General features: G+C 46.9%; 17 protein-coding genes and 1 pseudogene. 6 read left to right on the top strand and 12 right to left on the bottom strand.

The window, feature by feature from the left end; translation table 11 throughout:
• Positions 1-8 precede the first annotated feature (8 nt).
• The 8 genes from sigF to H525_RS0117460 form a co-directional block, all read right to left on the bottom strand.
• On the bottom strand, positions 9-764 hold the full coding sequence (gene sigF, locus H525_RS0117505) for an RNA polymerase sporulation sigma factor SigF (RefSeq protein WP_027417238.1): 756 nt from the start codon (positions 762-764) through the stop codon (positions 9-11).
• Positions 765-775: 11 nt separating this feature from the next.
• Positions 776-1228 carry an anti-sigma F factor gene (gene spoIIAB, locus H525_RS0117500; RefSeq protein ID WP_035101796.1) on the bottom strand — a complete coding sequence of 151 codons (453 nt, stop codon included), beginning with the start codon at positions 1226-1228 and terminating at the stop codon, positions 776-778.
• Between the two features lies 1 nt (position 1229).
• A complete protein-coding gene (gene spoIIAA / locus H525_RS0117495) occupies positions 1230-1580 on the bottom strand; it encodes an anti-sigma F factor antagonist (protein WP_027417236.1) in 351 nt (116 codons plus the stop codon).
• 129 nt (positions 1581-1709) lie between these two features.
• A complete protein-coding gene (locus H525_RS0117490) occupies positions 1710-2894 on the bottom strand; it encodes a D-alanyl-D-alanine carboxypeptidase family protein (protein ID WP_027417235.1) in 1185 nt (394 codons plus the stop codon).
• Between the two features lie 153 nt (positions 2895-3047).
• Positions 3048-3365: a cupin domain-containing protein gene (locus H525_RS24625; RefSeq protein WP_051331134.1), complete on the bottom strand. Its 318-nt coding sequence runs from the start codon at positions 3363-3365 to the stop codon at positions 3048-3050.
• A 306-nt stretch (positions 3366-3671) separates the two neighbouring features.
• Positions 3672-4928, bottom strand: coding sequence for a 2-oxoglutarate dehydrogenase complex dihydrolipoyllysine-residue succinyltransferase (gene odhB / locus H525_RS0117470; RefSeq protein ID WP_027417234.1), 1257 nt, complete (start codon positions 4926-4928; stop codon positions 3672-3674).
• Positions 4921-7755: a 2-oxoglutarate dehydrogenase E1 component gene (locus tag H525_RS24620; protein WP_245590515.1), complete on the bottom strand. Its 2835-nt coding sequence runs from the start codon at positions 7753-7755 to the stop codon at positions 4921-4923. Before H525_RS24620 ends, odhB begins: the two co-directional genes overlap by 8 nt.
• A gap of 447 nt (positions 7756-8202) precedes the next feature.
• Positions 8203-10056 (bottom strand): sigma-54-dependent Fis family transcriptional regulator, encoded by a 1854-nt coding sequence (locus tag H525_RS0117460; protein WP_027417233.1) that lies wholly within the window; start codon positions 10054-10056, stop codon positions 8203-8205.
• A 229-nt stretch (positions 10057-10285) separates the two neighbouring features.
• Between H525_RS0117460 and H525_RS0117455 the strand changes: the two genes are divergently transcribed.
• Together H525_RS0117455 and H525_RS0117450 are read left to right on the top strand one after the other, a co-directional pair.
• On the top strand, positions 10286-11788 hold the full coding sequence (locus tag H525_RS0117455; RefSeq protein WP_027417232.1) for an aldehyde dehydrogenase family protein: 1503 nt from the start codon (positions 10286-10288) through the stop codon (positions 11786-11788).
• Between the two features lie 79 nt (positions 11789-11867).
• Entirely contained in the window at positions 11868-12065 is a 198-nt protein-coding gene (locus H525_RS0117450) for a hypothetical protein (RefSeq protein ID WP_027417231.1), read from the top strand.
• A gap of 169 nt (positions 12066-12234) precedes the next feature.
• Here H525_RS0117450 and H525_RS0117440 read toward each other — a convergent pair whose 3' ends face one another.
• Together H525_RS0117440 and H525_RS0117435 are read right to left on the bottom strand one after the other, a co-directional pair.
• Positions 12235-12690, bottom strand: a complete 456-nt coding sequence (locus tag H525_RS0117440) for an OsmC family protein (protein ID WP_027417230.1) — start codon at positions 12688-12690, stop codon at positions 12235-12237.
• Positions 12691-13097: 407 nt separating this feature from the next.
• On the bottom strand, positions 13098-19448 hold the full coding sequence (locus H525_RS0117435) for a GH36-type glycosyl hydrolase domain-containing protein (protein WP_425387729.1): 6351 nt from the start codon (positions 19446-19448) through the stop codon (positions 13098-13100).
• Positions 19449-19667: 219 nt separating this feature from the next.
• Between H525_RS0117435 and H525_RS28765 the strand changes: the two genes are divergently transcribed.
• Positions 19668-19910, top strand: a complete 243-nt coding sequence (locus H525_RS28765) for a hypothetical protein (protein ID WP_245590513.1) — start codon at positions 19668-19670, stop codon at positions 19908-19910.
• 1805 nt (positions 19911-21715) lie between these two features.
• Here H525_RS28765 and H525_RS0117430 read toward each other — a convergent pair.
• Positions 21716-22060, bottom strand: a complete 345-nt coding sequence (locus tag H525_RS0117430; RefSeq protein WP_051331132.1) for a YrdB family protein — start codon at positions 22058-22060, stop codon at positions 21716-21718.
• A gap of 165 nt (positions 22061-22225) precedes the next feature.
• The gene (locus H525_RS25805; RefSeq protein ID WP_155837403.1) at positions 22226-22534 is read right to left on the bottom strand and encodes a hypothetical protein; all 309 of its coding nucleotides are present in this window, start codon (positions 22532-22534) and stop codon (positions 22226-22228) included.
• 463 nt (positions 22535-22997) lie between these two features.
• Here H525_RS25805 and H525_RS26655 point away from each other — a divergent pair.
• From H525_RS26655 to H525_RS24605, 3 genes and pseudogenes are all read left to right on the top strand, one after another.
• Positions 22998-23818: pseudogene (locus H525_RS26655) on the top strand (transposase); the annotation flags it as partial.
• A 62-nt stretch (positions 23819-23880) separates the two neighbouring features.
• Positions 23881-24165, top strand: coding sequence for a transposase (locus H525_RS0117410; RefSeq protein ID WP_027417227.1), 285 nt, complete (start codon positions 23881-23883; stop codon positions 24163-24165).
• A gap of 47 nt (positions 24166-24212) precedes the next feature.
• Entirely contained in the window at positions 24213-24584 is a 372-nt protein-coding gene (locus H525_RS24605) for an IS3 family transposase (RefSeq protein ID WP_081413476.1), read from the top strand.
• Positions 24585-24647 lie beyond the last annotated feature (63 nt).

Below are 24647 nucleotides of genomic sequence, written 5' to 3'. Positions count from 1 at the left end.
ATTAAGCGTTACCGCTCAATCTGGTCTTTCATCGTACGGAGTATCTTTTTTTCAAGGCGCGATACCTGCACCTGGGAAATTCCAAGCCGGTCAGCCACTTCAGATTGTGTCTGATCCTTGTAATACCGCAAATAAACGATAAGCTGTTCTCTTTCAGTCAGCTTATTGATCGCTTCCCGTAACGCAAGCTGGTCAAACCACCTGTCTTCCTCTTTATCCGCGATTTGATCCATAAGCGTAATGGGATCCCCATCGTTTTCAAATACGGTTTCATGAATGGAAGACGGAGCCCGGTTGGCTTCCTGGGCGTAGACTACTTCTTCCGGCGTAATCGCAAGCGCGTCAGCTACTTCACTCACTGTAGGCAGGCGGCCAAGTGATTTCGATAATTCTTCTTTCATGCGCCTTACTTTATGAGCCGTTTCCTTGAGTGAGCGGCTCACCTTTACCGTTCCATCATCGCGAAGAAAACGCTGGATTTCTCCAATAATCATAGGCACCGCATACGTAGAAAATTTAACATCATAATTCAAATCAAACTTGTCGATTGCCTTCAACAAACCGATAGAGCCGATTTGAAAAAGGTCATCGGCTTCATAGCCCCGGTTCATAAAACGCTGGACGACAGACCAGACCAGACGAATGTTGCTGTTGACCAATGTATCTCGTGCTGTGACATCTCCCGCCTGACTTGCAGCCAGTAGTTGTTTTACTTGTTTATCGGTTAAATAGGGATGATTCGCATTCCTTACATCGGTTTCCATAGGCATGTCTCCTAATTACATAACGCTTCGTTTTTTGCTAGGTTCTTAACGAGACGAATGCGTGTGCCCCTATTAATGGCCGTTGTTACTTCCATACTGTCCGTGAAGTTTTCCATAATGGTGAAACCCATCCCCGATCGTTCCAATTCCGGCTTTGTTGTAAACAATGGCTGTCTTGCTTCATCAAGGTCCGCAATCCCAATACCGTTGTCTTCTACGATGATTTCAATCATGGACTGGTCATATGCTGTAACAATGGTAACAACGCCATTCTCGTTCCCTTCATATCCGTGAATGATGCAATTCGTTACGGCCTCCGACACAACCGTTTTAATTTCTTCAATTTCGTCGAATGTAATACTGAGGCGGGAAAGAAACGAAGCGACTGCCACCCGGGCAAATCCTTCATTTTCACTGCGGGCGGCAAACTGGAGAGACATGAAGTTACGTTCGCTTTTAGCCATGTTACGCCACCCCCAGAAAGAGGAGTGCTTCATGTTCAGACTCTCTGATTTTCATAATCTTAAATAGACCGGAGAGTTCGAATAAACGGTAAATCACCGGGTTTATGGAACAGACAACCATATCGCCGCCACGTGCGGTAATCTGCTTGTAGCGGCCAAGAATCACCCCAAGGCCGGAACTGTCCATAAAGTGGAGATTTTTCAAGCTTAAAACGATATGCTGTGTGCTGTTCCGGCTTAATTCCTGTTCCATCTGCTGGCGCAAAACGTCCGCCGTATGGTGATCCAGTTCACCATCCAAACGAACAATTAAGACATCATTTATCGTTTCCAAATCGACTCGTAAACTCAAGATAGGCCCACTCCTTCACATTAGGTGATAAATGGGTGATTCTACGGGTAAACTTCCGTTTCCTGCCCCCCGACAAAACTAGAAAAAAACCGGGAGAATGAGACAGAATTCCCCTCTCCCGATTTACACTCACGCGCCGCCAAACATCCAACGCGCTGTACGCATAAACAGCTCCCACCAGGTTGCTTTTTCTACGCTTTTTGCAGCGATCAAATCAACGGTGCTAACTTCTTTACCATCCTTCTTGATGGTAATCTGACCGAGCTTGTCGCCCTTTTTAATCGGTGCTGCCAGATTGGGACGAATGCTGACGATGCGGTCAAAATGCTCGGCTTTTTCACCTTTTTTAAGGAGCAGGCTAAAATGATAAGGAACAACGACGTCAACCGTTTCCTCTTTCCCTTTATCAATTTTTACCTTCTGCACAACCTGACGCTCCCTATATAATGGCAGGCTTGTATACTGGCTAAACGCATAGTTAAGCATAGCGCTCACTTCCTGATTTCGAGTCTTGGAATCGGGTTCTCCTAAAACGACCGCGATCATCCGCATACTGCCTCGTTTGGCCGTAGCCGTCAGGCAAAACTTCGCTTCGCTTGTGTATCCTGTTTTTAAACCGTCTGCCCCTTGAAAGAAACGGACGAGTTTATTTGTATTAACCAGCCAGAATGGTTTCGTGGAATCCTTCCGTAAATAGTCCTGGTAGATGCCTGTGTATTTTGTAATCTCCTCGTGTTTGAGTAATTCACGGGACATAATGGCGATATCGTGCGCCGATGACACATGCCCCGGCACAGGCAGCCCATTTGCGTTTTTAAATGTTGTGTCATCCATGCCAAGCTGTTTCGCCCGCTCATTCATTTTCGCGACAAACGACTCTTCCGTGCCTGCCATATGTTCCGCTATCGCGACAGACGCATCATTGCCTGATGCAACAGCAATTCCTTTTAACATATCACTGACCGTCATTTGTTCCCCGGGTTCGAGAAAGATTTGCGAACCTCCCATAGAAGCGGCATATTCGCTCGTGCTAACTTTGTCCGTAGGCTTCATTTCACCACGGTCGAGCGCTTCCATAATAAGCAGCATCGTCATTACCTTGGTAATGCTGGCTGGCGGAAGTTTTTTGTGACCATTTTTCTCGTAGATGATCGTACCCGTATCACGATCCATCAGAACAGCGGACGCCGCATGCGGTGCCAGATCTGAAACATGCGTTCCCTGGGGCGGCTTCGCCTCGGCGGCAAAGGCGGCGGTAGTTCCGGACAAAAATAAAATCATGGATAATACTATGATCGGCAACTTTTTTATCATAAAATTGAACCCCTCCATTCATACTCTTTTTTATTTTCGCCCGCAGGTTTGGAATTATATACCTGTGCATGATAAAAAATCACACAAAAAAAACCTCATCTGCTTTATCATCGCGGCAGACGAGGTTTTTTACTTGTTCGCTATATTTATTTTTTATACGGTACAAGATGTATTGCCACCAACTTTAACAACCAATAAACTGGCGTCTTCTACTCCTTCAAGCTCATGTTCTTCACCCGGATCCAGGTGTAGAAACATACCCGGTTTTACATCCACTTGTTCGTCTCCCCCGGTAAACAACACTTTGCCTTTAATGATAACAACGATAGCATCACAGGGCGTATGGTGGCGTGCAACCTTCTCACCGGCTTTAATCTGAAGATTCATCACATCTCCCTGGCTGAACGATAATGCTTTCGCACGGGCAACTTTCTTTTCTGCCAGCAGGTTTTGTGTTTGAATGATTTTCATAGGCTCGGCCTCCTGTTTGATATGAACCTTTTTTCTACAGTTCAATCATACTTGACCGGCAGAAAAATAGCAGTGATTATGATCACGTCGAAGTCGGTACCGAATGGAAGGGCTCCATGCCATTCCACAATTCCTCTGAGGTTTTCGTTCGGCTGTGCTCACACTATTGTATGTTTATTTAGTGAACAAACCACTCCATCGTCAGCTATCTGGCAGTTTAGTTAAATAAAGGTTTTTAACAATCATGAAATAACTTTATTTCAAGATAGTCCTTGTTTTCTAAGCTGCCCGGCAAAGAATCAAAAATTAACCTTCAAGCAACAATGTTTCGGGATCTTCTAAGAGTTCCTTTACTCTTACCAAAAAGCTAACGGCTTCTTTCCCATCGACAATCCGGTGGTCATAGGACAGCGCAATATACATCATCGGCCTGTTCTCCGACCGTTCTTTATCGATGGCAACGGGCCTTAACTGAATCTTATGCATGCCCAGAATACCAACCTGGGGAGCATTGAGGATCGGAGTAGATAAAAGGGAACCGAAAACGCCACCATTGGTGATGGTAAATGTGCCTCCCTGCAGGTCGGATAAATGAAGTTGGTTGTTTCTCGCTTTTTCCGCCAGATTTGCAATCTCAAGTTCCAATTCGGCAAAATTGAGTCGATCCGCCTCCCGAACGACCGGCACAACCAGTCCCTCATTGGCAGCAACTGCAATCCCGATGTCATAGTATTTCTTAATCAGAATCTCGTCTCCCTTAATTTCTGCGTTGAGCAGAGGAAAAGCCTTTAGTGCACCTACAACCGCTTTTGTAAAGAAGGACATAAAGCCAAGCTTTATGTTATGCTCTTTCATGAATTTTTCTTGACGGCGCTTGCGAACATCAAGAATCGCGGTCATGTCTACTTCATTAAAGGTTGTTAGCATTGCTGCATTATGCTGTGCTTGGACTAACCTGTTGGCAATGGTCTGGCGGCGCTTCGACATCGGCATGTGCTCCACAGACTTTTCCATGTTGGCTGGCTTTGTATTAGTCGCAGCAGTTTGCTGTCCGCCACCTGCCCGCTTCTTGCCTGCACGCGATTCTGCAAACGATTTTGTCGCAGGCGATTCCGGCTTGGCTGGGCTGTCTGCCTTCAGATCTTCCACTGTAACCCTTCCAAGAGGATCCTGGCTTTTTATAAGATTTAAGTCAATGCCGCGTTCCCTTGCCAATCTTCGTGCGGCGGGAGTGGCCGGTATTTCAACGGGTGAAGCAGCCTTTACATCAGCTTGAACGGCCTCTATTTCCGGAGAAGCTATCGCTTCCCCGGAAAGGGCAGTGCCTTTGCCTTCATCAAGGATAGCGATAACCTCTCCCACCTGCACGGTATCGCCCGGTTCACGCAGGATTTTCGCCAGCCTACCAGACTGTTCCGCGTTAAGTTCCACATTTACTTTATCCGTCTCTAATTCAGCCAGAACGTCCCCTTGCGCAACCTGATCACCTTCTGACTTTAACCAATTTATTATTGTTGCTTCTGTTATCGATTCTGCTAATTCCGGCACTCTTACTTCACTCATAAGCTTGACCTCCTGCCTTGACAGCATTAGATTCGGTAAGAAGAAAGGCTTCCTTCAGGATTCGATGCTGTTCTGCTTTATGGACCTCCGGTGACCCTTCAGCCGGACTGGAACGTACGGGGCGTCCAATGTAGCGCACAGGCACCTGGGACAACGTCCTTAACTGCGGTTCTATATACGACCAGGCCCCCATATTTTGTGGTTCTTCTTGCACCCAGACGATTTCTTTAAACTGTTTACAGCGGGTAATCAATTGTCGTAAGGCTTTTGCCGGGAACGGATAAAGTTGCTCTACACGAACGATATGGATAGTTTTATTGTTTAATTGCAGTTTCTCCCATTCGGCCTCCAAATCAATCGCAATTTTCCCGGAGCACAGGATAAGGCGCTCCGCAGACTTTGCGTTTCCTTCAAGACCGGGCTGTTCCAATAGCTGTTTAAAGCCTCCTTCACTAAATTCCGTCAAACGTGAAGCGGCGCGGGGGTTGCGGAGTAAGCTCTTCGGTGTCATGAGAATTAACGGACGGGCATCCTCTGTTCCTACCCTGGACGCCTGCCAGCGCAGGAGATGAAAGTATTGAGCCGCACTGGTCAGATTGGCAACCGTCCAGTTTTGTTCCCCTGAAAGCTGAAGAAAGCGTTCCGGGCGAGCATTGGAATGTTCTGCCCCCTGTCCTTCGTACCCATGGGGCAAAAGAAGAACCAGATTCGAATTTTGTCTCCATTTCGCTCTGCCAGGGGCGAGAAATGTGTCAATGTGAACCTGCGCCGCATTGGCAAAATCACCGAATTGCGCCTCCCACAGCACGAGCGTATCTCTAGCCAGTACATCGTAGCCGTATTCAAATCCTAAGACAGATGCTTCTGATAGAGGACTGTTATAAACCGCAAATGAAGCGCGTGCTTGAGAAAGATGTTGGAGCGGAGTGAACGACTTCCCGGTCCGGTAATCATGCAGAACAACATGGCGCTGGGCAAAGGTTCCTCGCTCCGTATCCTGGCCAGTCATACGAATTGGTATGCCATCCGCTAAAATCGTAGCAAAAGCGAGCGTTTCCGCATGGGCCCAATCAATACTGCCGTGAAGCGCATCTACTCTGCGCTGTAAAATTTTCTCTAATTTAGGATAGACGGAAAACCCTTCCGGTGACGCCAAGATCTCTTTGTTTAGTTCAGTCAGTTTGGCGGCCGGAACACTTGTATTCACATTAAACTCTTCTACGTCTTGATTGATCTGTACTTGCGTTTCCTGCTCTTTTTCCTCGTTCTTCATTTTTTCATACGCGTAGTTTAACTGCTCCCGAACATTTTGTTTCATTTCGTTGACTGCCTGTTCGCTGATGATACCGTTCTGCAGCAGCTTATCTATATACAGAGCCGGAATCCGCGGATGCTTGGCTACTTTAGCGTAGAGGAGCGGCTGGGTAACATTCGGATCATCCATTTCGTTGTGGCCATACCGGCGATAACCGATTAAATCAATTAAGAAATCCTTTTTAAATGTTTTCCGGTATTCATACGCAAGATAGATCGCCTGGATGCAAGCATTTGGATCATCCGCGTTGACATGTACGATCGGAATTTCAAAGCCTTTTGCCAGGTCGCTCGCATATCGTGTAGACCTCGAATCTTCGCTCTCCGTTGTAAATCCGATTTGGTTGTTGGCAATGATATGAATGGTGCCCCCGGTATGATAGCCCCTTAATCGGCTTAAATTGAGTGTTTCCGCAACGATTCCTTCTCCGGGAAAGGCTGCGTCACCATGAACTAAAATCGCAAAAGCTTTGGTGATATCCTGCTGAGGCGGTCCCGCTACTTGTCTGTCTTCCTGAGCTGCCCGTGTATAGCCCTCTACAACGGAATCGACAAATTCCAGGTGGCTTGGATTGTTGGCCAGTGTTACCCGAAGGCGGGCGGAATGATCTTCCTCTATTTCCCGGTCAGCCCCCAGGTGATATTTTACATCTCCCGTCCAGCCATAATTCATCCCTATCGATCCTTCCGATGGAACGAGCTCTTTATTAGGTGAATGGTGAAATTCTGAAAAAATCTTTTCATATGGTTTTCCCAAAATGTGGGCAAGGACATTTAAACGCCCACGATGAGCCATACCTATCAACACATGGCGCACTCCATCATGGGCACCCTGGCGAATAAGCTCATCGATCATCGGTACAAGCATTTCAAGTCCTTCGATGGAAAACCGTTTTTGGCCTACGAACGTTCGGTGAAGAAACTGTTCAAATTCGTCGGCTTCTGTCAGCTTTTTCAATAAGGAAACCTGTTCTTCATTGGTAAGTATACGTTTGAGCGCACCGGTTACGACCATATGGTTCAGCCAGTGTCGTTCCTCTACGTTATTAATATGCATAAACTGGTAGGCGGTTGAGCCTATGTACGCGTCGCGAAGATGCATCATGACATCCCATGCTGTGTGAAATTCGTCCGGTGCCTTTGACCAGACAATTTTTGCGGGAATTGCCTGTAAATCTTCTTTGCTAAGGCCATATTTTGAAAGATTAAACACTTGTTCTTCGTTTGCGAATGGATTGGTTTTTGCAGCCAAGTGCCCATTAATGCGAATGTTTTGTACTAATTTAAACGCTGCAACTACTTTTTTCATAATCGCCAGATCATCTGAACTTTGCTGCATCTTTTCCGGATAAGACTCGCCGTCTGGATACTCTGGCGGTGCTCCCCAGCGGTCAAACAACGATCTCACTTCTTGGTCAATAGACGCCCGGTCTTGGAGATATTGTTCATATAATTGCTGCACATACCCCAAATTCGGACCATAGAAGTCCTGCCACGGTGTTTTGCTTCCCATTTTATCGTGCGACACCTCCAGTATTTGTAAAGTTGAAGTTGAAGTTGAAGTTGAAACAAGAGCACTTCATATTATATTTTTCCTCAAGCATGCGTTATAAAAACATTTTCCATACATCCTTAAATCAATTCGGTCCCAAAGCGGGTTGCCATTTTACTATTTTTAACTTCATATTTGAACCTAAACCACCTACTTCAACTTTACTAATCTGAGCAACTGCCCTAAAATCAGGAGTGATTTTTGGTTTTTTTTGCTGTTAGTGGTTTTTGCTGGTTGTACGGAACCATTACACCACAACTGCATCGGGTATCTAAAGGCAAATTAATCAACCTGAGTCTCATTGAGTTTTGGACTCAGGCTGCGTAAACTCTTTTTATGATGTCGAAAACAGGCCCTGCAGAGAAACGAATGTCTGAAACGTTAACGCATCACGATAGGTCTTTATAGTCATTTGAAGTCATTTGAAATAAACAACTTTTTTAATTTACGATATAGGGTACTGCGCCCAATACCAAGAGCTAGAGCGGCCTGTGAAACATTTCCTTCTGTTTTTCGAAGGGTTTCTATAATCACACGATTTTCTGATTGTTTAAGCAAACCATCGAATTTATCACAGTCAGCTAGATACTCAGAAAGCATATATGACGGAAAATTATCAGGTTCAATGACTCCATTATCCTCTAAAAAGGTAGCTTCACGTATCGCACCAACCATTTGACGAATGTTTCCAGGCCATAAGTAATTCTCAATGAACCGCTCCGTCTCAGAAGAAAAGGAGATCGATTCCTTCCGTAGCTCTTTTTGAATGTCTTTCAGCAAAAGCCGGGCGGTTTGCAGACGATCTTCCCGTTCGCGGAGTGGAGGAAGTGTAATGCGTATACCCTGCAGGCGGTAGAAAAGATCGGCTCGAAAGCTGCCGTCTTGTACCTTTTTCCATACATCCGTATGCGTTGCGGTAATAATCCGTACATCGACCTGGATTGGCTTCGAGCCGCCAATCCGAACAACGCTGAAGTTCTGTAGCACTCGCAGCAGCGCTACCTGCATCTCTAGCGGCATCTCCGCAATCTCATCAAGAAAGAGCGTTCCACCATGGGCCAATTCAAATTTTCCGAGCTGGCCGGACTGCCTGGCCCCTGTAAAAGCCCCTGCCTCATACCCGAACAATTCGCTTTCCAGCAAGCTTTTCGTAATGGCACCGCAATTAATGGCGACAAAGGGGTTGCCCGAACGGGAACTTGCCTGGTGTATCGCCTGGCTGACCATATCCTTACCGGTGCCGCTTTCACCCGTAATCAGAATGGTATAATCGGTTGCCGCTGCTTTTTTTGCAAGGTGAATGGCGTCTAGAAAACCTTTGTCGGTACCGTATATATCATCAAAAGTATATAGAGCCGTTCCGCTCGAGGCTACAGGTTTTACGCTTCGTTTTTTGGAAGGCGCGTTAAAATAGGGTCGCGTATCAAACAATACCGTGCCTAGGAGCTTGTTCTCTTCCTTCGTTTTACTGTGAAGAGCAAAGGAATTACGTGAAGATATTTGGTCTGATCGGTGGAGCAGCGGTTGAACACCGGAAATCAGTTCCGAAAGTTGAACATTTCCAATGATTTCATTAGTAAGTTGCAACAGCGTTCGTGCCTCACGACTGGCTCCAGTCAAAACTCCCTCGGTATTTACCGAAAGCAGCGCTCGTTGTTTGCTTTCGTATTCAGATTGAAGGGAAATAATCAGTTGTTTATCGGAACGTTGGATGAGAATCCAGTCCTCAATTTCCCTTGCAATGACATCTACCATCCCAAGGATAGAAGAATGGTATTTTTCATAGTAACCGCTAACATTAAGAACGGCAAGCAAATCGCCTTTCGGATCAAAGATTGGCGAAGCAGCACAGTACAGCATATGGTTTGTTTCTAGATAATGATTTTTTCCTACGATAGCAAGTGGTTTTTGCTCGACAATCACGGTTCCTGCCGAATTGGTGCCCCTTGCCTGTTCAGACCAGCAGGCTCCTTTGCGTACATAAATTTTTTCAGCATCTTTTAAAAATATAGGATCGCCTATACTTTCCAAAATATATCCTGCATTATCAGAGATTACTGCAACTGAATGAGAAGCTTTCAACCAACTATCCAAACGTTCGAACCGTGGACTAATTTCCCTGAGGAACATTTCTTTTTGTTCTTTATACTGTTTGAATTCACCGGCTTCGAGTATGGCGTACTTGGCTACTGATGGATCTACATTGTACATTTTACTTCGTTCCCATGATTTTTTTAGCCAAGTATCAATTGGCTTCAACATTTTCCCACTCCTTATCAAAAAATTAAAATTATTAAAAATATTTTACTATAACTTTAGTAATTTTTGATAGATTGAAATGGCTGTTCTGTGCCATAAAAATAAATAACAGTCCCATTATGAAACAGTTCTATCGTTTAGTTCCTTTTCATGAAAGCCTTTTCAATTGGCATAAAAAATGCATTGAAAAGTAGCAGAGGTACAAAGAAAAAATTCACGAGGAGGAAACAGAATGGAAAAAACGACTACAGTTGCAGTTGACTCACGTGTAGAAGTTTTTCTGCATGATGGTCCGAAAAAGTTATTTATTGGTGGAGAATTTGTTGAGTCGCTCTCGGGTAGAACGTTTGATACTACAAATCCGGCCACAGGTGAGGTTATTACCACCGTATATGAAGCGGATAAAGAGGATGTGAGCCGGGCGGTCGAGGCAGCAGAACGTGCATTGAAAGGCTCATGGTCAAAGGTTACGGCAAGTGAAAGAGGCAAGTTGCTATGGAAACTAGCCGATTTAATGGAGGAACATGCAGAAGCGTTGGCCCAACTTGAAACACTTGATAACGGAAAGCCAATTCAAGAGACACGTCATGCTGACATTCCACTTGCAATTGATCATTTTCGATATTATGCCGGGTGGGCAACAAAAATTCATGGTGAAGTAATCGATAATTCAGCTGGCGTCAACCTGTTTACGTACACACGTCGCGAACCAGTCGGAATAGTAGGCCAAATTATTCCATGGAACTTCCCTTTACTAATGGCCACATGGAAACTAGGTGCTGCTCTGGCAACCGGCAACGTCGTTATCTTAAAAACTGCCGAACAAACACCACTTTCGGCGATTTATCTGGCAGAGTTGATTCAAGAAGCTGGCTTCCCAGAGGGAGTTGTCAATATTATTACAGGCTATGGCCCAACAGCCGGGGCAGCGATTGTCCAACATCAAAGAATACGTAAAGTAGCATTCACCGGTTCAACGGAAGTCGGAAAGGTAATTATGCAGCAGGCGTCGAGCAATCTGAAGCGTGTGTCACTTGAATTAGGCGGAAAATCACCAAATATTATTTTCCCAGACGCTGATTTTACAAAAGCGATTCCTGGCGCTTTGATGGGTATTTTCTTTAACCAGGGTCAGGTATGTTGTGCGGGATCACGTCTATTTGTGCATAAAAAAGTGTTTGATAATGTATTGTCTGATATGACAAGCTATGCGTCTAAATTAAAACAGGGACCTGGTATGGATGAGTCTACTCGAATTGGACCCCTTGTATCGGATAAGCAATTTACACGGGTATCCAATTATTTGCAAAGAGGGGTGGAAGAGGGAGCCAGTCCGCTCACCGGAGGACAGCCATTAGACACTAACGGCTTCTTTATACCCCCCACCATTTTTGCAGATGTCCAAGATCATATGTCAATCGCCAGGGAAGAAATTTTTGGGCCCGTTGTTGCCGCAATGCCATTTGATGATGAGGAACATATTACTGATATAATTCGGCGGGCAAACGATAGCGAGTATGGTCTTGCCGCCGGGGTATGGACTACAGATATACGGAAAGCACATAAAGTTGCCCATGCACTTGAAGCAGGTACCGTATGGGTAAACTGCTACAATGCATTCGATGCAGCAGTCCCGTTTGGTGGTTATAAACAGTCCGGCTTTGGTCGTGAAATGGGCTCCTACGCACTTGAGTTATACACACAAGTGAAGTCCATCTGGATAAACCTTGACTAATTAATGCTAAACTATATTTTTTATAAATAAGGAGGACGAGGGTGGATTAGTTGGCCTCCCGATCGATGCAATTACTGCGATGGAATTAGAGATTGTTGGAAGCCTTGGCAATCCCCGTTCGGCATATGATGGCTTACTAGCGCTAATCGCCCGTGGAAAACTAAATCCAAAGTCGCTCGTTTCACGGAAGGTTGCACTTGATGATGCATCTGCTATTCTTGACGACATGACGAATTACAACACATTTGGCTTTAATGTAATTACACAATTTAGATAAGGTATTTTTTTCTACCCGCAATTAGAAAAAAAACTATATCCATATCAAAATCTGCATGTTGGAAAAACAAAGGGGTGGTACTCATTCGACGGGTACCACCCTTTTTTTAATGATTGACCTTATTCAATTTTAGATCCTACAATCACCCTACTTCTTAGGATTATCGTATTTAATTCTTAGTCCATTTTGTATCAACTTTAATCCCGGCATCAACAAAAAGATTAAGTACAGGGCATCTACGCTCTACTTCATTTTTCAGTTGTTCAATTCTCTCTTCACTTTCTTCTGTTTGTATATTCACTTGGAAACGAATTTTTTGAAAATGCGTGCAAACGCCTTCTTCCCCCAGTAGTCCCCGGGTATCAACAATGCCAGTGGTTTCAAAATCGATTCCCGAGAAGGTGAAATCTAATTCTTTGGCTATTAATGGAATCATAACACCCTTACAACCATTAAGAGCCGCAACTACATATTCCAGTGGCATTGGCCCTGCATCACCCCCTCCTAATTGTACGGGTTCATCCATAGAAAAAGTAGGGAAATTTCGTACAGAAATATTAGTTTTGACACCGGATTCCCACTTACCTGCAGCAGAAACTTTAACCAATGTAGAAGTCTGAGCCATGTTTTCCACTCCTTAAACAAAGTAAATTTATAAGAATTAAAGAAATTATATTAGAACAAGAATTAAGTGTAAAGAAAAAATTTTCAAAACCCATTTTTTTCGAATCAGATGCTTTAAACATCACGACAAATTTTGTGAATTGAAAATTTAAACTTGAAATTGCAGATGATGTAAGTAATGTCATTCTTTTTATACTCGGTCAGAACTATATTTTTGGGATTGTGGGCAAAGGAATGACTCAGAATGAATTGAAGGAGCTGTCCCAACAAGTAGTTTTTTCTACCGATGGGACAGCTCCTTGTTAAATAGGTTTATTTAACTTATCTCGTTCATTTCTGGTGTGAAATTTCAATCAGTGTAATTTCTACATGAATTAAATTAAACAAACGTCATTTGGGAAATTACGTTTAGCGTATCAACTTCCAATTTTCTTCCCATACCAACCGAACTTTGTGATCCTTGCCATCATCTACAAGGCGCAAGTACGACTGATTCATTGTTTCCTGGCCGTCAACCACCCATGTTGATGGAACTTTACCACACTGCCCACAGTTTACCTCAATGCAATACGTCGAACCACCATATCTGTACTCTATGGTGAACGAATCCCACTCGGGCGGCACACACGGTTGAACATACAGTCGATCTCCTCGGCGTGTCACGCCTAACACATACTCTAGTCCTGCTTGGTACATCCAACCGGCTGCTCCTGTATACCAAGACCAGCCGGCCCGACCTTGATGCGGATCCGCCGTATACACATCAGCCGACATCACATACGGTTCATTTGCGTACGTCCGGACTTCACGTGATGTTCGCGTGTGTGAAATTGGGTTGAGCATAGAAAAAAGCTCAAACGCCTTATCACGACGATCCAACATCGCCCAAGCGACAATGCCCCAAATGACGCCGTGCGTGTATTGTCCACCGTTCTCGCGAATCCCAGGTGGATAGCCCTGTATATACCCCGGGCTTGGCTGCGTTTCATCAAACGCCTTTGTCAATAGCCGCGCAAGGTCCAATTCCCGGTCCACCAGTTCACGATCAAACGAGCGCATCGCACGCATTTGTCGATCGGCCGATGTTCCCTGCGATATCACTGCCCACGACTGCGCGATGGCGTCAATTCGACACTCCTTGTTCTCCCTTGACCCAAGCCACTTCCCGGAGTCGGTAAACGCGCGGCGAAACCAAGCACCGTCCCATGCGTGATCGTTTAGGTGCTGCTCTAATTCGCACAACGTTTGCTTAAACTTGTCAACTAGATGACAGGGAACAACGTCCTTCTCCATTTGCGTAAACCGCTTCAGGATATCGAGTAGAAACCAGCCCAGCCAGACACTCTCTCCAAGCCCCTTTGCACCGACGCGGTTCATACCGTCGTTCCAGTCACCGATGCCAATGAGCGGAATGCCGTGTTCTCCGAATCGAAGGGCATGGCGAATGGCCCGCAGGCAATGCTCCAACAGTGAACCTCGCTCGTCAGATACCACAGTGTCTTCATACCGCTCCAATTCCCCCTCTTTAAGCACGTCGCTGTGGAGGAATGGCACGATTTCATTCAGAATATTGACATCGCCCGTGTGTTCCAGATAACGGGATACAGCATACGGAAGCCACAATAAATCATCGGAAAACCGCGTACGTATTCCTTTGTTTGTTTCATCGTGCCACCAATGTTGAACGTCCCCTTCCTGATACTGATGGGCAGCGTTATGCAATATTTGCTGCCGGGTGATGGATGAGTCTGTATGCAGGAACGCAAGGGAGTCCTGCAATTGATCACGAAATCCGAATGCACCGCCAGCTTGATAAAACGCCGTTCGGGCCCACAACCGACAAGTGAGCGTTTGGTACAAAAGCCAACCGTTCATCATCAAGTCCATCGCTCGATCTGGTGTTTTTACCTTAACCTGACCGGTGATGCGCTCCCAATAACGCGTCACGCTTGCAAGCGTATCCTCGTAGGCAGATGCTCTACCGTACTGACGAATAAGCGAATTCACCTCTTCTCTCGAGGATGCACAGCCAAACAAAATGGTTATCGTCGCGTCACCCTTTGCAGGCAGTTCGACAACTGTCTGAACCGCGCCGCACGTATCGGAGAATGTGCCCGTACGCCTGGACAGTTTTCTGTTATATAGCGCTGCAGGACATTCCTGTGTTCCGCCGCGGCCGATAAACTCCGTCCGGTCCCCCGTCCAGGTATACGATGTACTATCCAGCACACCTGTGTTCATGTGCAGGAAACCAACAGCATCTCGAAACTCCTCTTGGTACGTGTTCCTGGCAAGTAACGTACAATGTTCCTTATCCCACTCGGTTACGACAAAGGGGGCCTGTTTTTCCCGCATTACCCCAAGAACCCACTCGGCGTAATACGTGACGGAAATTCGCTTCGTGTCTTCTCCCGTATTGCGTAGCTTGAGTCTGATGACTTTCAGCGGATCGTCCAGTGGAACCGTCGTCTCCATCGTGTGTACAATTTCGCCATCCATTTGTTCGATCCGACTAAACCCCCACCCGTGTGTGACTTTATATGTCCGTTCCCCACCAGCTGGTTTGGGGGCTGCCGACCAGATACTGTTGGTGTCGAGGTCACACAAGTAGAGACACTCCCCTGGCTGATCGAGCACCGGGTCGTTATTCCAAGGCGTGAGTTTACACTCACGTGAGTTACGCCACCAGCTGTAACCGGTACCAAGTTCAGTCAGGATGCAACCAAATCTCGGATTGGCCAATACATTACTCCACGGTCTCGGTAGATATTCTCCACTCCGCACATAAATCTGGTACGCTCGACCGTCTTCAACAAAACTACCCCATCCATTGAAAAATTCGCCTTGGTCCGGAAAATGTGGTACATGTTGACGTTTCGCGTCGCGCTGCAATGGCAGGCCAGGCAATGGCCGTAATTCACCTTCGCTGATTTGCAATTGTGCGTGTAAGCTTGGGCCACCTGCTCGTAAAAGGACACGGGATACCGCAAAAAGGAGCGTTCGTTCAGCCTCTGACAGTTGAGAAAATTTGAGCCCCACGATACGTTTCATCTCCCCAATCCCCCGAACAGCGAGATTCTCACGCAACCGTTGCATAATCTCATCCTGATAACCATCATTGGTCTCGTCGAGCACGACGAGATCTACTGCCAACCCCAATGCACACAAGTACTGGTGTTGGCGGGCCACAAGCGTGACAAACGGTAAATCCGCCAAGTTACTGATCCACACCGTGACGATCGGTGCGTCACCACTAATCCCATGTGACCACAAGGCAGACTGGCCTAAAGCATTGTGAGCAATCGCATTCCGACGCACTCGTGACAGAGGCGGAGTATAAAGAAGCCGTCCCGCCAAGTGCTGAGCAGCAGAGGCTTGTACTGGCGACAGGTGGAGATGCCGAAGATCGATTTGCGTGCGTACCCATGCTAAGTGAAAAGTACGGTCCGCTTGCGCCGGCTCGCATAGACGATGAATGATCTCGATCGCCTGTTCCCGACTTTCCGCAACACCCGTCACGATATAAACAGTGGCAGTCTCCTGTGGTGCAAGGTGGATACGACGGCACATGGCAAACGCCGGATCAGTAACAGAACCGACGGAGCCGCGCAGCCGCATGAACATCGCCTTCGGTGCTTGTAACGAATGGCCGCGGCCAATGAATGCCTCCCGGTCCGTTTCAAACTCGTAATCCCCTACCTCGTGGCGATCAACGTATACAGTGTGAACTGCCCACAGCTCCTGCTCGTCCTCTTCGCGAGGTCTCCGCTTAGCCAACAAGCACTGCGCTTTAGCGTCGTGGCTCGTTTGAATAAACAACTTGTTGAAAGCCGGATGGGCCCTATCTGCTGATTGGCTCGCCAACGCCAACTCCAAGAACGACGTCACCTCAAGCGTGCGCTCCTTATCGCTGTTGTTGATCAGTTGAACCCGCCGTACCTCGGCATCGACCTCCGGGGATACGGCCAATTCCAATTTGGACGAAATACCCTGATAATTCCCCTCGTAGGTCGTTTTATCAAGCCGAAACACAGCGATGGAGTCCTCTGCCGTCCGACATGGGAATCGCGTCGTGCTCCATGTTTTCTCTGAAGTGACGTCGTGAAGATAAACAATTACACCGGATGTGTCAACAACCGGATCTTCCCGCCACCTCGTAACAGCAAGCCCATTCCATGTAAGCAAGCCATTTCCGTCATTTGTGGTGACACTGGTCATACGGCCGTTGGACAACACGTTTACTTCCGGTACAGGAGTCGGTTCGGTAAACGTCCGCTCTGCATCGTCTGTCTGTCCATTGAATTCCGGCAACTCCTCATGAAGCCTGAGGGGCTCTTCAATCAGTGCCGCCTTTACCGGGATTCGCTCTTGCAGAAGCAAATTCGCTGCGCGCACGTGTGGATCGGCATGGAATCGCTCGATCATGATATCATTCACTAACAAATTGACAATCGTCAGCATACTCATGCCCTGATGGTGCGCCATAAAACTCTGAACGACCTCGTGACGACTGCCGGCTGGCAGTCGTTGAACGGTGAAGTCAACCGCTTCGTAAAAGCCGTACTCGCCCTTCGCACCAAAATCTTCAAACTTACGCAAGGCTGCCATGCCTGCTTCCCCTGAAAACGGTAAGGTCATGATAGTGGCATACGGCGCAACGACCAGGTTCCGTTCTAGGCCCCGTTCCAATCCAAGACCCGGGACACCGAAAGCCCGATATTGGTAGTTCAGTTGATAGTCAAACGCATAGTAGCCACTTTCGGAAATGCCAAATGGCACGCTATGTCTATCGGCATACTCCCGCTGGCGGTAAATGACTCCTCGATATGTGGAGTCCCAAACGGTGTTCCGGTATGTCCGCATAATGAGACTCGGCATCAAATACTCAAACATCGTGCCGAACCAAGACAAGAACGTTTTGCAGCCTCCAGCCAACGTCATTGTACGAGCTAAGGTAAACCAGTGAGAAACCGGAATTTGCCCTAAGGCAATTGCGACGAAGCTGGCTTGACGTGCCTCTGAAGCCAATAAATCGTACAGAACGGTCTCTTTTCGATTTGCGTCGACATGGTACCCCAAACAGAACAAGCGTTCATCCGCGTTGTACAATGACTCAAAATTGGTTTGTTCGGTGAACTGATCAATTTCTTCCAGGAGCCGCTCAATGCGGGATTGCAATGCCGAATCCCGCTGGCCCCACTGACGAAGCCCCTGCTGTACAACCATCAGATATGCGACCAAGTTTCCGGAATCAACTGTGGATACGTACCGAGGCGCAAGCGGTTTGGCTGAACGTGTATCATACCAGTTAAACAGGTGCCCATTCCACTTTTCCATTTCAACGAGGGTTTTCATCGACGCTTCTAGGCGCTCCACCATCATGGCGGTGTCAATGAACTCTAGATCACGTGCAGCAATAACACAAGCCAAGTACAACCCGATATTGGTCGGCGACGTACGATGCGCAATTGTCTCCTGCGGATAATACTGCACATTGTCAGGCGGCAACCATGATTCGTTCTCGGTGACATACCGCTCATAAAACGACCATATTTGTCGCGCCAATTCTCTTAGCTCCGGACGTGCAGCATCCAACCACGTGCGTCCCTCTTCGATTCTCGGACGGTTCAAGTACTGAATGAACGGCCGAGACAGGAGCCAAATAATCAAAGCAACAAATCCGATGACGTAATTCGTAGGCCCGCCGGACAGCCACGTTAGCACGACAAATAGAGCAATGACGACGAAGCCAGCCGGCTCATACGCAAACACTCGCCTGTTTACGGGACGGCGATCCATCTGTGCAGCCGGAACCCACTCCAGCAATTTGCGGTGACTCACGAACATTCGGTAGAGGGTGCGTAGCACGGCGTCTGATGCAAGCACGGCGGCAAACGGTAAGGTCATGAGTTGCACGACACTCTGTAGGAAAGTGACGCCAATCGTCTGCATGTCGCCGCGGCCTAGAAATCCATGCGCGATAGCACGCAGGAACGGGAGGAAAATTGTCAACAGCACAATCGTTTCCCACACCACTTCCCGGCCAGGCAGCACACACACACCAAGCAGCGCGACGAGCAAAAGTGCAGGAGCGATGAGACTTCGGCGCAAATTATCAATGATTTGCCAACGTGTCAGTCCGCATAAATCAATGCGCTGCCCATCGCAATGGCGGCCATTACACGTTCGACCCAACCACTTGATGAGTTGCCAGTCGCCTCGCATCCACCGATGTGCACGGCGCTCATACGCGTAAAAAGTGCTTGGGTGCTCTTCTACAACTTCGATGTCGGAAGTCAACCCAGCGCGAAGAAAACCACCCTCAAGTAAATCATGGCTGAGCACATGATTATCCGGAATACGGTTGACCAGTGTCTTTCGAAACGCCTCGACGTCAAAGATGCCTTTGCCAACAAAGATGGCCTGGCCAAACAAATCTTGATATGGGTTGGAGACCGCAAAAGCATACGGGTCAATGCCCGGCCGCCCCGCCCACAGTGCCGCAAAACGGGATTTTTGTGTAGATTCAAGACTGACCCCAATGCGGGGCTGCAGCACACCAAATCCTTCGATGACACGAGTCTCTGCGTCATTGAGCCGCGGTCGATTATACGGAAAGTGGATGGTACCAGCCATGCGGCTCACGACGCCTATCGGGAGTTGTGTGTCGTGATCGACCGTAAACACGTACCGGATATCTCGCAGGACATCCGCTTGTCCGTACACTGTCGTAAAACTGGTCTCGTCGCTACCCGACAAGAGTTCAACGAACTCAACCAATTTGCCACGCTTACGCTCCCACCCCATATACACGTCATCGACTGAGTTATAACGACGGGATCGATGAAATAGAAAAAATCGATCTGACCCATATTTCGCCCGCAATGCCTGAATTCGAGCGACAGCGTGCGCTAGGAGCTTCTCATCATCTGCCCGCGTTTCGGTCGGTGCATCAGGAAAGTCCGCCAAGATTGCGAAATGGATATGCTGCTGTCGGTTCGCGAGGTAGTGAACCAGCAGTCGATCCACCACATCATCTACTTCTTCGATATTCGACCAAATGACTGGCTTGACTACCATCGTACGGGCATCTTCGGGCAAACCATCAGAAAAGTCGTAGCGCAGGAGCGTGGTGGGCCGACAGCATTTACCAATCATTTCGTGCACGATGGTAACAACCCATTCACTCACAGGCAAAGCAAGCGCAACAAAGATCGCTAGATAAGACAGAGGTCGACTCGTGATTCCGAAGGATATCCAGACACCAGCGAGCATCATCAAACCGATAAATAAAAGAGTTGCGCTCGATAAATACACGGATAATGGGTGGCGGCGAATGGAAATGTACGGTAAGCGGCGAGGGCGCGCCACCTCGCAGAGCGCTCTGCGCGTGGCCGCAATTCCGTGTGAATCGAGCAAGTAATACGCAAGACATGCGTCTCGCGATGGTACATCCGGTGAACACGTATCCGACTGACGGCGCTTTGCGAGCAACACGACAGTTTGTGCAACCAAGGTTTCCGGAACGTTCAGCTGATGAGCAATTTCCGCAACGCGTCCACGGAGCAAGTCCCGGCTTGCAAAGTCCATGCGTTCATATTCACTGCTTGTGTCAGATAGAAGGATTTGTTCCACGTGGGAAATCTTTGTGAACGTTAAACGCCACGGCTGTCGCTCCAAAATATGCAGACTTTGCACCAGGTTGCCACAAGTGACCTGCAGTTCCGCCTGAAGCTGGTGTTCAAAGGAGACCATCTGCTCAAGGCTCGATTCACTATTCTCCACATATGCAGCTAGCCAGTCCCGAACTATTCGGATATCTGGTTCCCATTCGCTCAGGTGCAGCACGAGATGAACAACTTCGGTAGAACTGAAGGTGCGTTTACGTGTTTCGCGCTCCAATAACGCGCGAATTTTGTCATCCGACATGTCCGTTGAGCCCATACGTTCTAGTAAGGATGCAACGGAATCGCATACCTCGTGTCGGTGTCGTACCTCACGCATAGCTTGTGCAAGACGACGAATGATAACAACTCGCATGGCGGTCGGTAATGCCCAACATTCCATAATCGTGAGGACAGACACTTCCTGGTACGAATGCAGGTACGTCTCAAACGAGTGTACTTCATAATGCCCATCCACATGCTCTAGATAATCATCACAGATGGCATAGATGCGTGGCATTCCAGTATCCCGCAACTTTGGTAACTGGTGAAGGGTAGCTCGCGGCAATTTTCCAATGACCACTTGCGCTTGTATCTCCAAGAAGGCAATATGGTCAAGCAACCAGTCTTCAGCAGGTTGCATACATTCAACTCTGCTGTTGGCTAGTCGCTCGGCAAATGTACGCAGGCTGGACATATCGGATCGAAAAGCTGGCCAGAATCGGACGTTTAGGCGATTGGTTGCACATAATTCATTTGTCAAGGCAAACTCGCGTGCGCGGGTTTGTAGTTGGTCGTTGTTAAGAATCATAGAAGCCTCCTGAGTTTGGGTAACCTGTTGGTGGCTGAAAAATAAGTACAACAGTAATATATGAAAATATTCCCTTAAGCACGTCTTTTTATAAATCAGCATGTTTGATTTAGATACAATTCGGTTAGGGAGGGTGCATAACCCTTGACCTCCTTGACAGTACCGACAAACAGTTGTGGTAAACGGGAAAGTACGGTATTCCCTTTTAACGCAAGGAAATATTCTATTTTCCTCAAAATAAAATGGCCACCTTTGACTAAGCAAAGATGACCTTCGAAATTTTTTTTGATGATAAAACGGGAAAATTCTAGAAGGCTATTCCTAATGGCCCGTTAGCTGTTTCCTCTAAAACAAATTCCATTTCAATGGATAGGGGTTTTAGAGGAATGTCCTTCATAGAAGCATGAGCATAACCTACGTCAAACAAGGTGTAGGCAGCTTGATGGATGCTTGGTTACGAGTGTCCAAAGCCTAGAGACGCTCGTCTTGACACGTAATGCGTGGTCGGGTGGCTAATATAAACACTGCCTCATGCCGGCAGCTCCCTTTTATCATTGCCCCCACACATACATCAGGGTACGGTTGATCACCACGGCCAGCAGAAAGGCCCCAGCCAGGACAGGATGTCGAGTGGCGTACAGCGCTGCGGCGGCTAACCCGAAGATAACTAACTCCAGAACCAGGAGCAACGGTCCACGCACCGGAACCTGGGCGCCGGGTGCCCCGAACGTGCCCCAAACCAGCGCAGCCAGCAGCGAAGCTCCGATGCCCAATCCGATCTTCACAATCAGTCCTCTTCCGGTCTGGAAACCCCAGTAACCCAACGCTGCGAGGACGCACAGTTCCAAGAGGAACCGTAAAGCCAGGTTGGCTAATTTTATCACCATAATCACCATATAAATGCACCCTTTAGTAGCGAGATTGCAATTACTTCCAAACGGAATAAATATTGTAAATTCATATGAATAGGACTACCTTTGACCATTCTCTCGTACCCCTACTCCAACACACTGCTTGGGATGGAAAATGAGGCGGCGGTTGTTCCGAAACCTGTTCAATCTTCATTTAAGTTCAGCCCCGATTTTCACGGTTTGTTTGAATCCAAACAACAATACTTCCACTGCAAGATCAAAAGTTGGTGTCAGCCTCTCCATCAGTATGTCGAACGGTTCGTCGGAATTCGTGTAAGTACCAACGATGCCATGCAAAGTAAAGAAATGTATGCGGGCGTACGCCAACACCAGGTCGTCTGCTTGCCATACCTGCAGACACTCTTGAATCGCTTGCCTTATCAGTCCAAACAACTGGTTCCGTAACTTATTAACCTCCAATACCGGGTCTTCCTCATCGACTCGTGTTGCTCTCGTCATGAAAAAGATGGTATACATATTCTGATTCAAGAGACAGAATTGGATAAATACCCTACTGATGGATTTCAGTCTGTCGTCAGAAGATAACTCCGTGTTGCGCAGTACAGACTTCATCTGTTGTCGAAGTGATTGTAGCGGTCCCATTAAAAGTTGATAAAGCAGCGGTTCTTTATCTTTGAAGTAAATGTAAATGGTCGTATGGGAGCACCCGGCTATAAAAATAACCAAAAAAACAAACTTAAATACTATATATTTTTGTGTAAATTTTACAAATACATATTTTTTCTTTTAATTTATAATTAATTAAGTATTCAATAATTTATGGTTTAATATGTTGAGCGTTTTGCATAATTTTCGCTCTTAGAGCCGCAAGGCTCTTTTAGCCACAAAAAAGGACTTCACCCCAACTTGTAGAAGAAATACAGGTGACTAAACCCTTCCACTAAAGAGGAGGAAGTCCACTATGTATATTCTACAAGAATCACTATTTTCCTTTGAAGAATGGCTACAACTTGAATCAAAAGAGCGACTAGAAATTTTTTTCTCTTCTTTGGACTTACGTCCATATGCCAAACAATTAAAAAGCCGTACCCCACAAGGAGCACCAGGATATTGCCGCGAAGCCATTCTACGCGCTTTTCTGGCTGCACCTATGGAAGGCATTACGACATTTACTATGCTGCATCGTCGCTTACAACGGACGTACGCTTTCGCTACCAATGTGGCTTTCGTCTGGATGAAGATGCTCCATCTGTCTCTACACTCAGCCGTGTATTCGCGGATATGGTGGAAAAACAGATTGCTGAGCAGTTATTTCATGGTCTCGTATCTTCTTGTCAGACCGAAGGTTTGATGACCACCCATCATCTTGCTATTGATAGTACAGCTATTAAAGCTTATGAACGAAAACAGCCGAAGAAGAAGTCTGAAACCACAGGAAATGCCACGTGGGGTGCCAAGTTCGATACGTATGGCAACAAAATCACCTGGTTTGGCTACAAAATTCATCTTGCCGTTGATACGGAAAGTGAACTTCCCATTGCTGTAGAAGTCACACCTGCTCATGTAAATGACGGCGACATGGGACCCGCATTGATGAATAAAGCGGCTGAAGTTTCAAATACCGACATCGAATTTATCATGATGGATGCTGGCTATGACCAGCTAAAGAATTATGAAGCTGCTCATGAACTGAACGCACAAGCGATCATTCCACTTAATTTACGAAATGAAAAAGAACCACCAACGGGATTTTCATCTAACGGAACACCACGCTGTGCAGTTAGACTGAATAGTAGACACAGATTATACTAGATTCACCAACCTGAATGAAGGAGTCTGTGTCTATGAAAAAGATCGAGCATGATGAGGAGTACAAGAAGCAAACAGTTCAATATATAAAGGAGAGTGGGAAGGCGGTAGCGGAGATTAGCCGTGAGTTAAAGATTAACGCCAATACCCTGTACGGCTGGGTGAAAAGGTATGGCAGTGAGCCAGAAATCATTGCAGTACAAGGGCCAAAGTCAGAAGACAACCGGCTGAAGGAACTCCAAAAACAGATTCGTGATCTCCAGGAGGAGAACGACATTCTAAAAAAGGCGATGCACTTCTTTGCGAAAGACCGTCGGTAAAATATAGGTTCATCTACGAACACCGCTCCGAGTACCGACTGGAGAAGATGTGCAGCGTAATGGAAGTTTCTCGTAGCGGCTATTACAAGTGGCTAAGGCGCCCTGAGAGTAATCGTGAACGTCAGCACAAGGAATGGACAGAGCAAGTCAAGGAAGTGTATGACCAGTCCAGGCAGCTTTACGGAAGCCCAAAGGTGACCGAACGATTGCATCAAAAAGGCATATCCATCTCTCGGCGTACCGTCACTCGTATCATGAAGGAGAACGGTATTCGTTCCAAGACGGTAAAGAAATACAAAGCGACAACCAACTCTAAGCACTCCTTGCCAGTTCAAGAGAACGTGCTAAACCGTGAGTTTACAGCAAGCAAGCCGAACGAGAAGTGGGTAACGGACATCACCTACAGTACGCCCAGTTAACTGTGTTCCTGCAGTGGAGCACAGTTACTTGAGCATGTTTGGAATGCATGTCCTTATTTTTTT

This window comes from Aneurinibacillus terranovensis DSM 18919 (assembly GCF_000430625.1).
Classification (GTDB): domain Bacteria; phylum Bacillota; class Bacilli; order Aneurinibacillales; family Aneurinibacillaceae; genus Aneurinibacillus_B; species Aneurinibacillus_B terranovensis.
Note: the sequence above shows the minus strand (reverse complement) of the source record. Positions and strands in the feature narration are given on the sequence as shown.

Coding starts and splice junctions, on each gene's coding strand:
- H525_RS0117450 (WP_027417231.1), top strand. CDS start 11,868: ATGGAATTAGAGATTGTTGGAAGCCTTGGCAATCCCCGTTCGGCATAT.
- H525_RS0117430 (WP_051331132.1), bottom strand. CDS start 22,060: ATGGTGATTATGGTGATAAAATTAGCCAACCTGGCTTTACGGTTCCTC.
- H525_RS24620 (WP_245590515.1), bottom strand. CDS start 7,755: ATGGGAAGCAAAACACCGTGGCAGGACTTCTATGGTCCGAATTTGGGG.
- odhB (WP_027417234.1), bottom strand. CDS start 4,928: ATGAGTGAAGTAAGAGTGCCGGAATTAGCAGAATCGATAACAGAAGCA.
- H525_RS24625 (WP_051331134.1), bottom strand. CDS start 3,365: ATGAAAATCATTCAAACACAAAACCTGCTGGCAGAAAAGAAAGTTGCC.
- spoIIAB (WP_035101796.1), bottom strand. CDS start 1,228: ATGGCTAAAAGCGAACGTAACTTCATGTCTCTCCAGTTTGCCGCCCGC.
- H525_RS0117440 (WP_027417230.1), bottom strand. CDS start 12,690: ATGGCTCAGACTTCTACATTGGTTAAAGTTTCTGCTGCAGGTAAGTGG.
- sigF (WP_027417238.1), bottom strand. CDS start 764: ATGGAAACCGATGTAAGGAATGCGAATCATCCCTATTTAACCGATAAA.
- H525_RS25805 (WP_155837403.1), bottom strand. CDS start 22,534: ATGACGAGAGCAACACGAGTCGATGAGGAAGACCCGGTATTGGAGGTT.
- H525_RS28765 (WP_245590513.1), top strand. CDS start 19,668: ATGGATATGCTGCTGTCGGTTCGCGAGGTAGTGAACCAGCAGTCGATC.
- H525_RS0117410 (WP_027417227.1), top strand. CDS start 23,881: ATGAAAAAGATCGAGCATGATGAGGAGTACAAGAAGCAAACAGTTCAA.
- H525_RS24605 (WP_081413476.1), top strand. CDS start 24,213: ATGTGCAGCGTAATGGAAGTTTCTCGTAGCGGCTATTACAAGTGGCTA.
- H525_RS0117460 (WP_027417233.1), bottom strand. CDS start 10,056: ATGTTGAAGCCAATTGATACTTGGCTAAAAAAATCATGGGAACGAAGT.
- H525_RS0117455 (WP_027417232.1), top strand. CDS start 10,286: ATGGAAAAAACGACTACAGTTGCAGTTGACTCACGTGTAGAAGTTTTT.
- H525_RS0117490 (WP_027417235.1), bottom strand. CDS start 2,894: ATGATAAAAAAGTTGCCGATCATAGTATTATCCATGATTTTATTTTTG.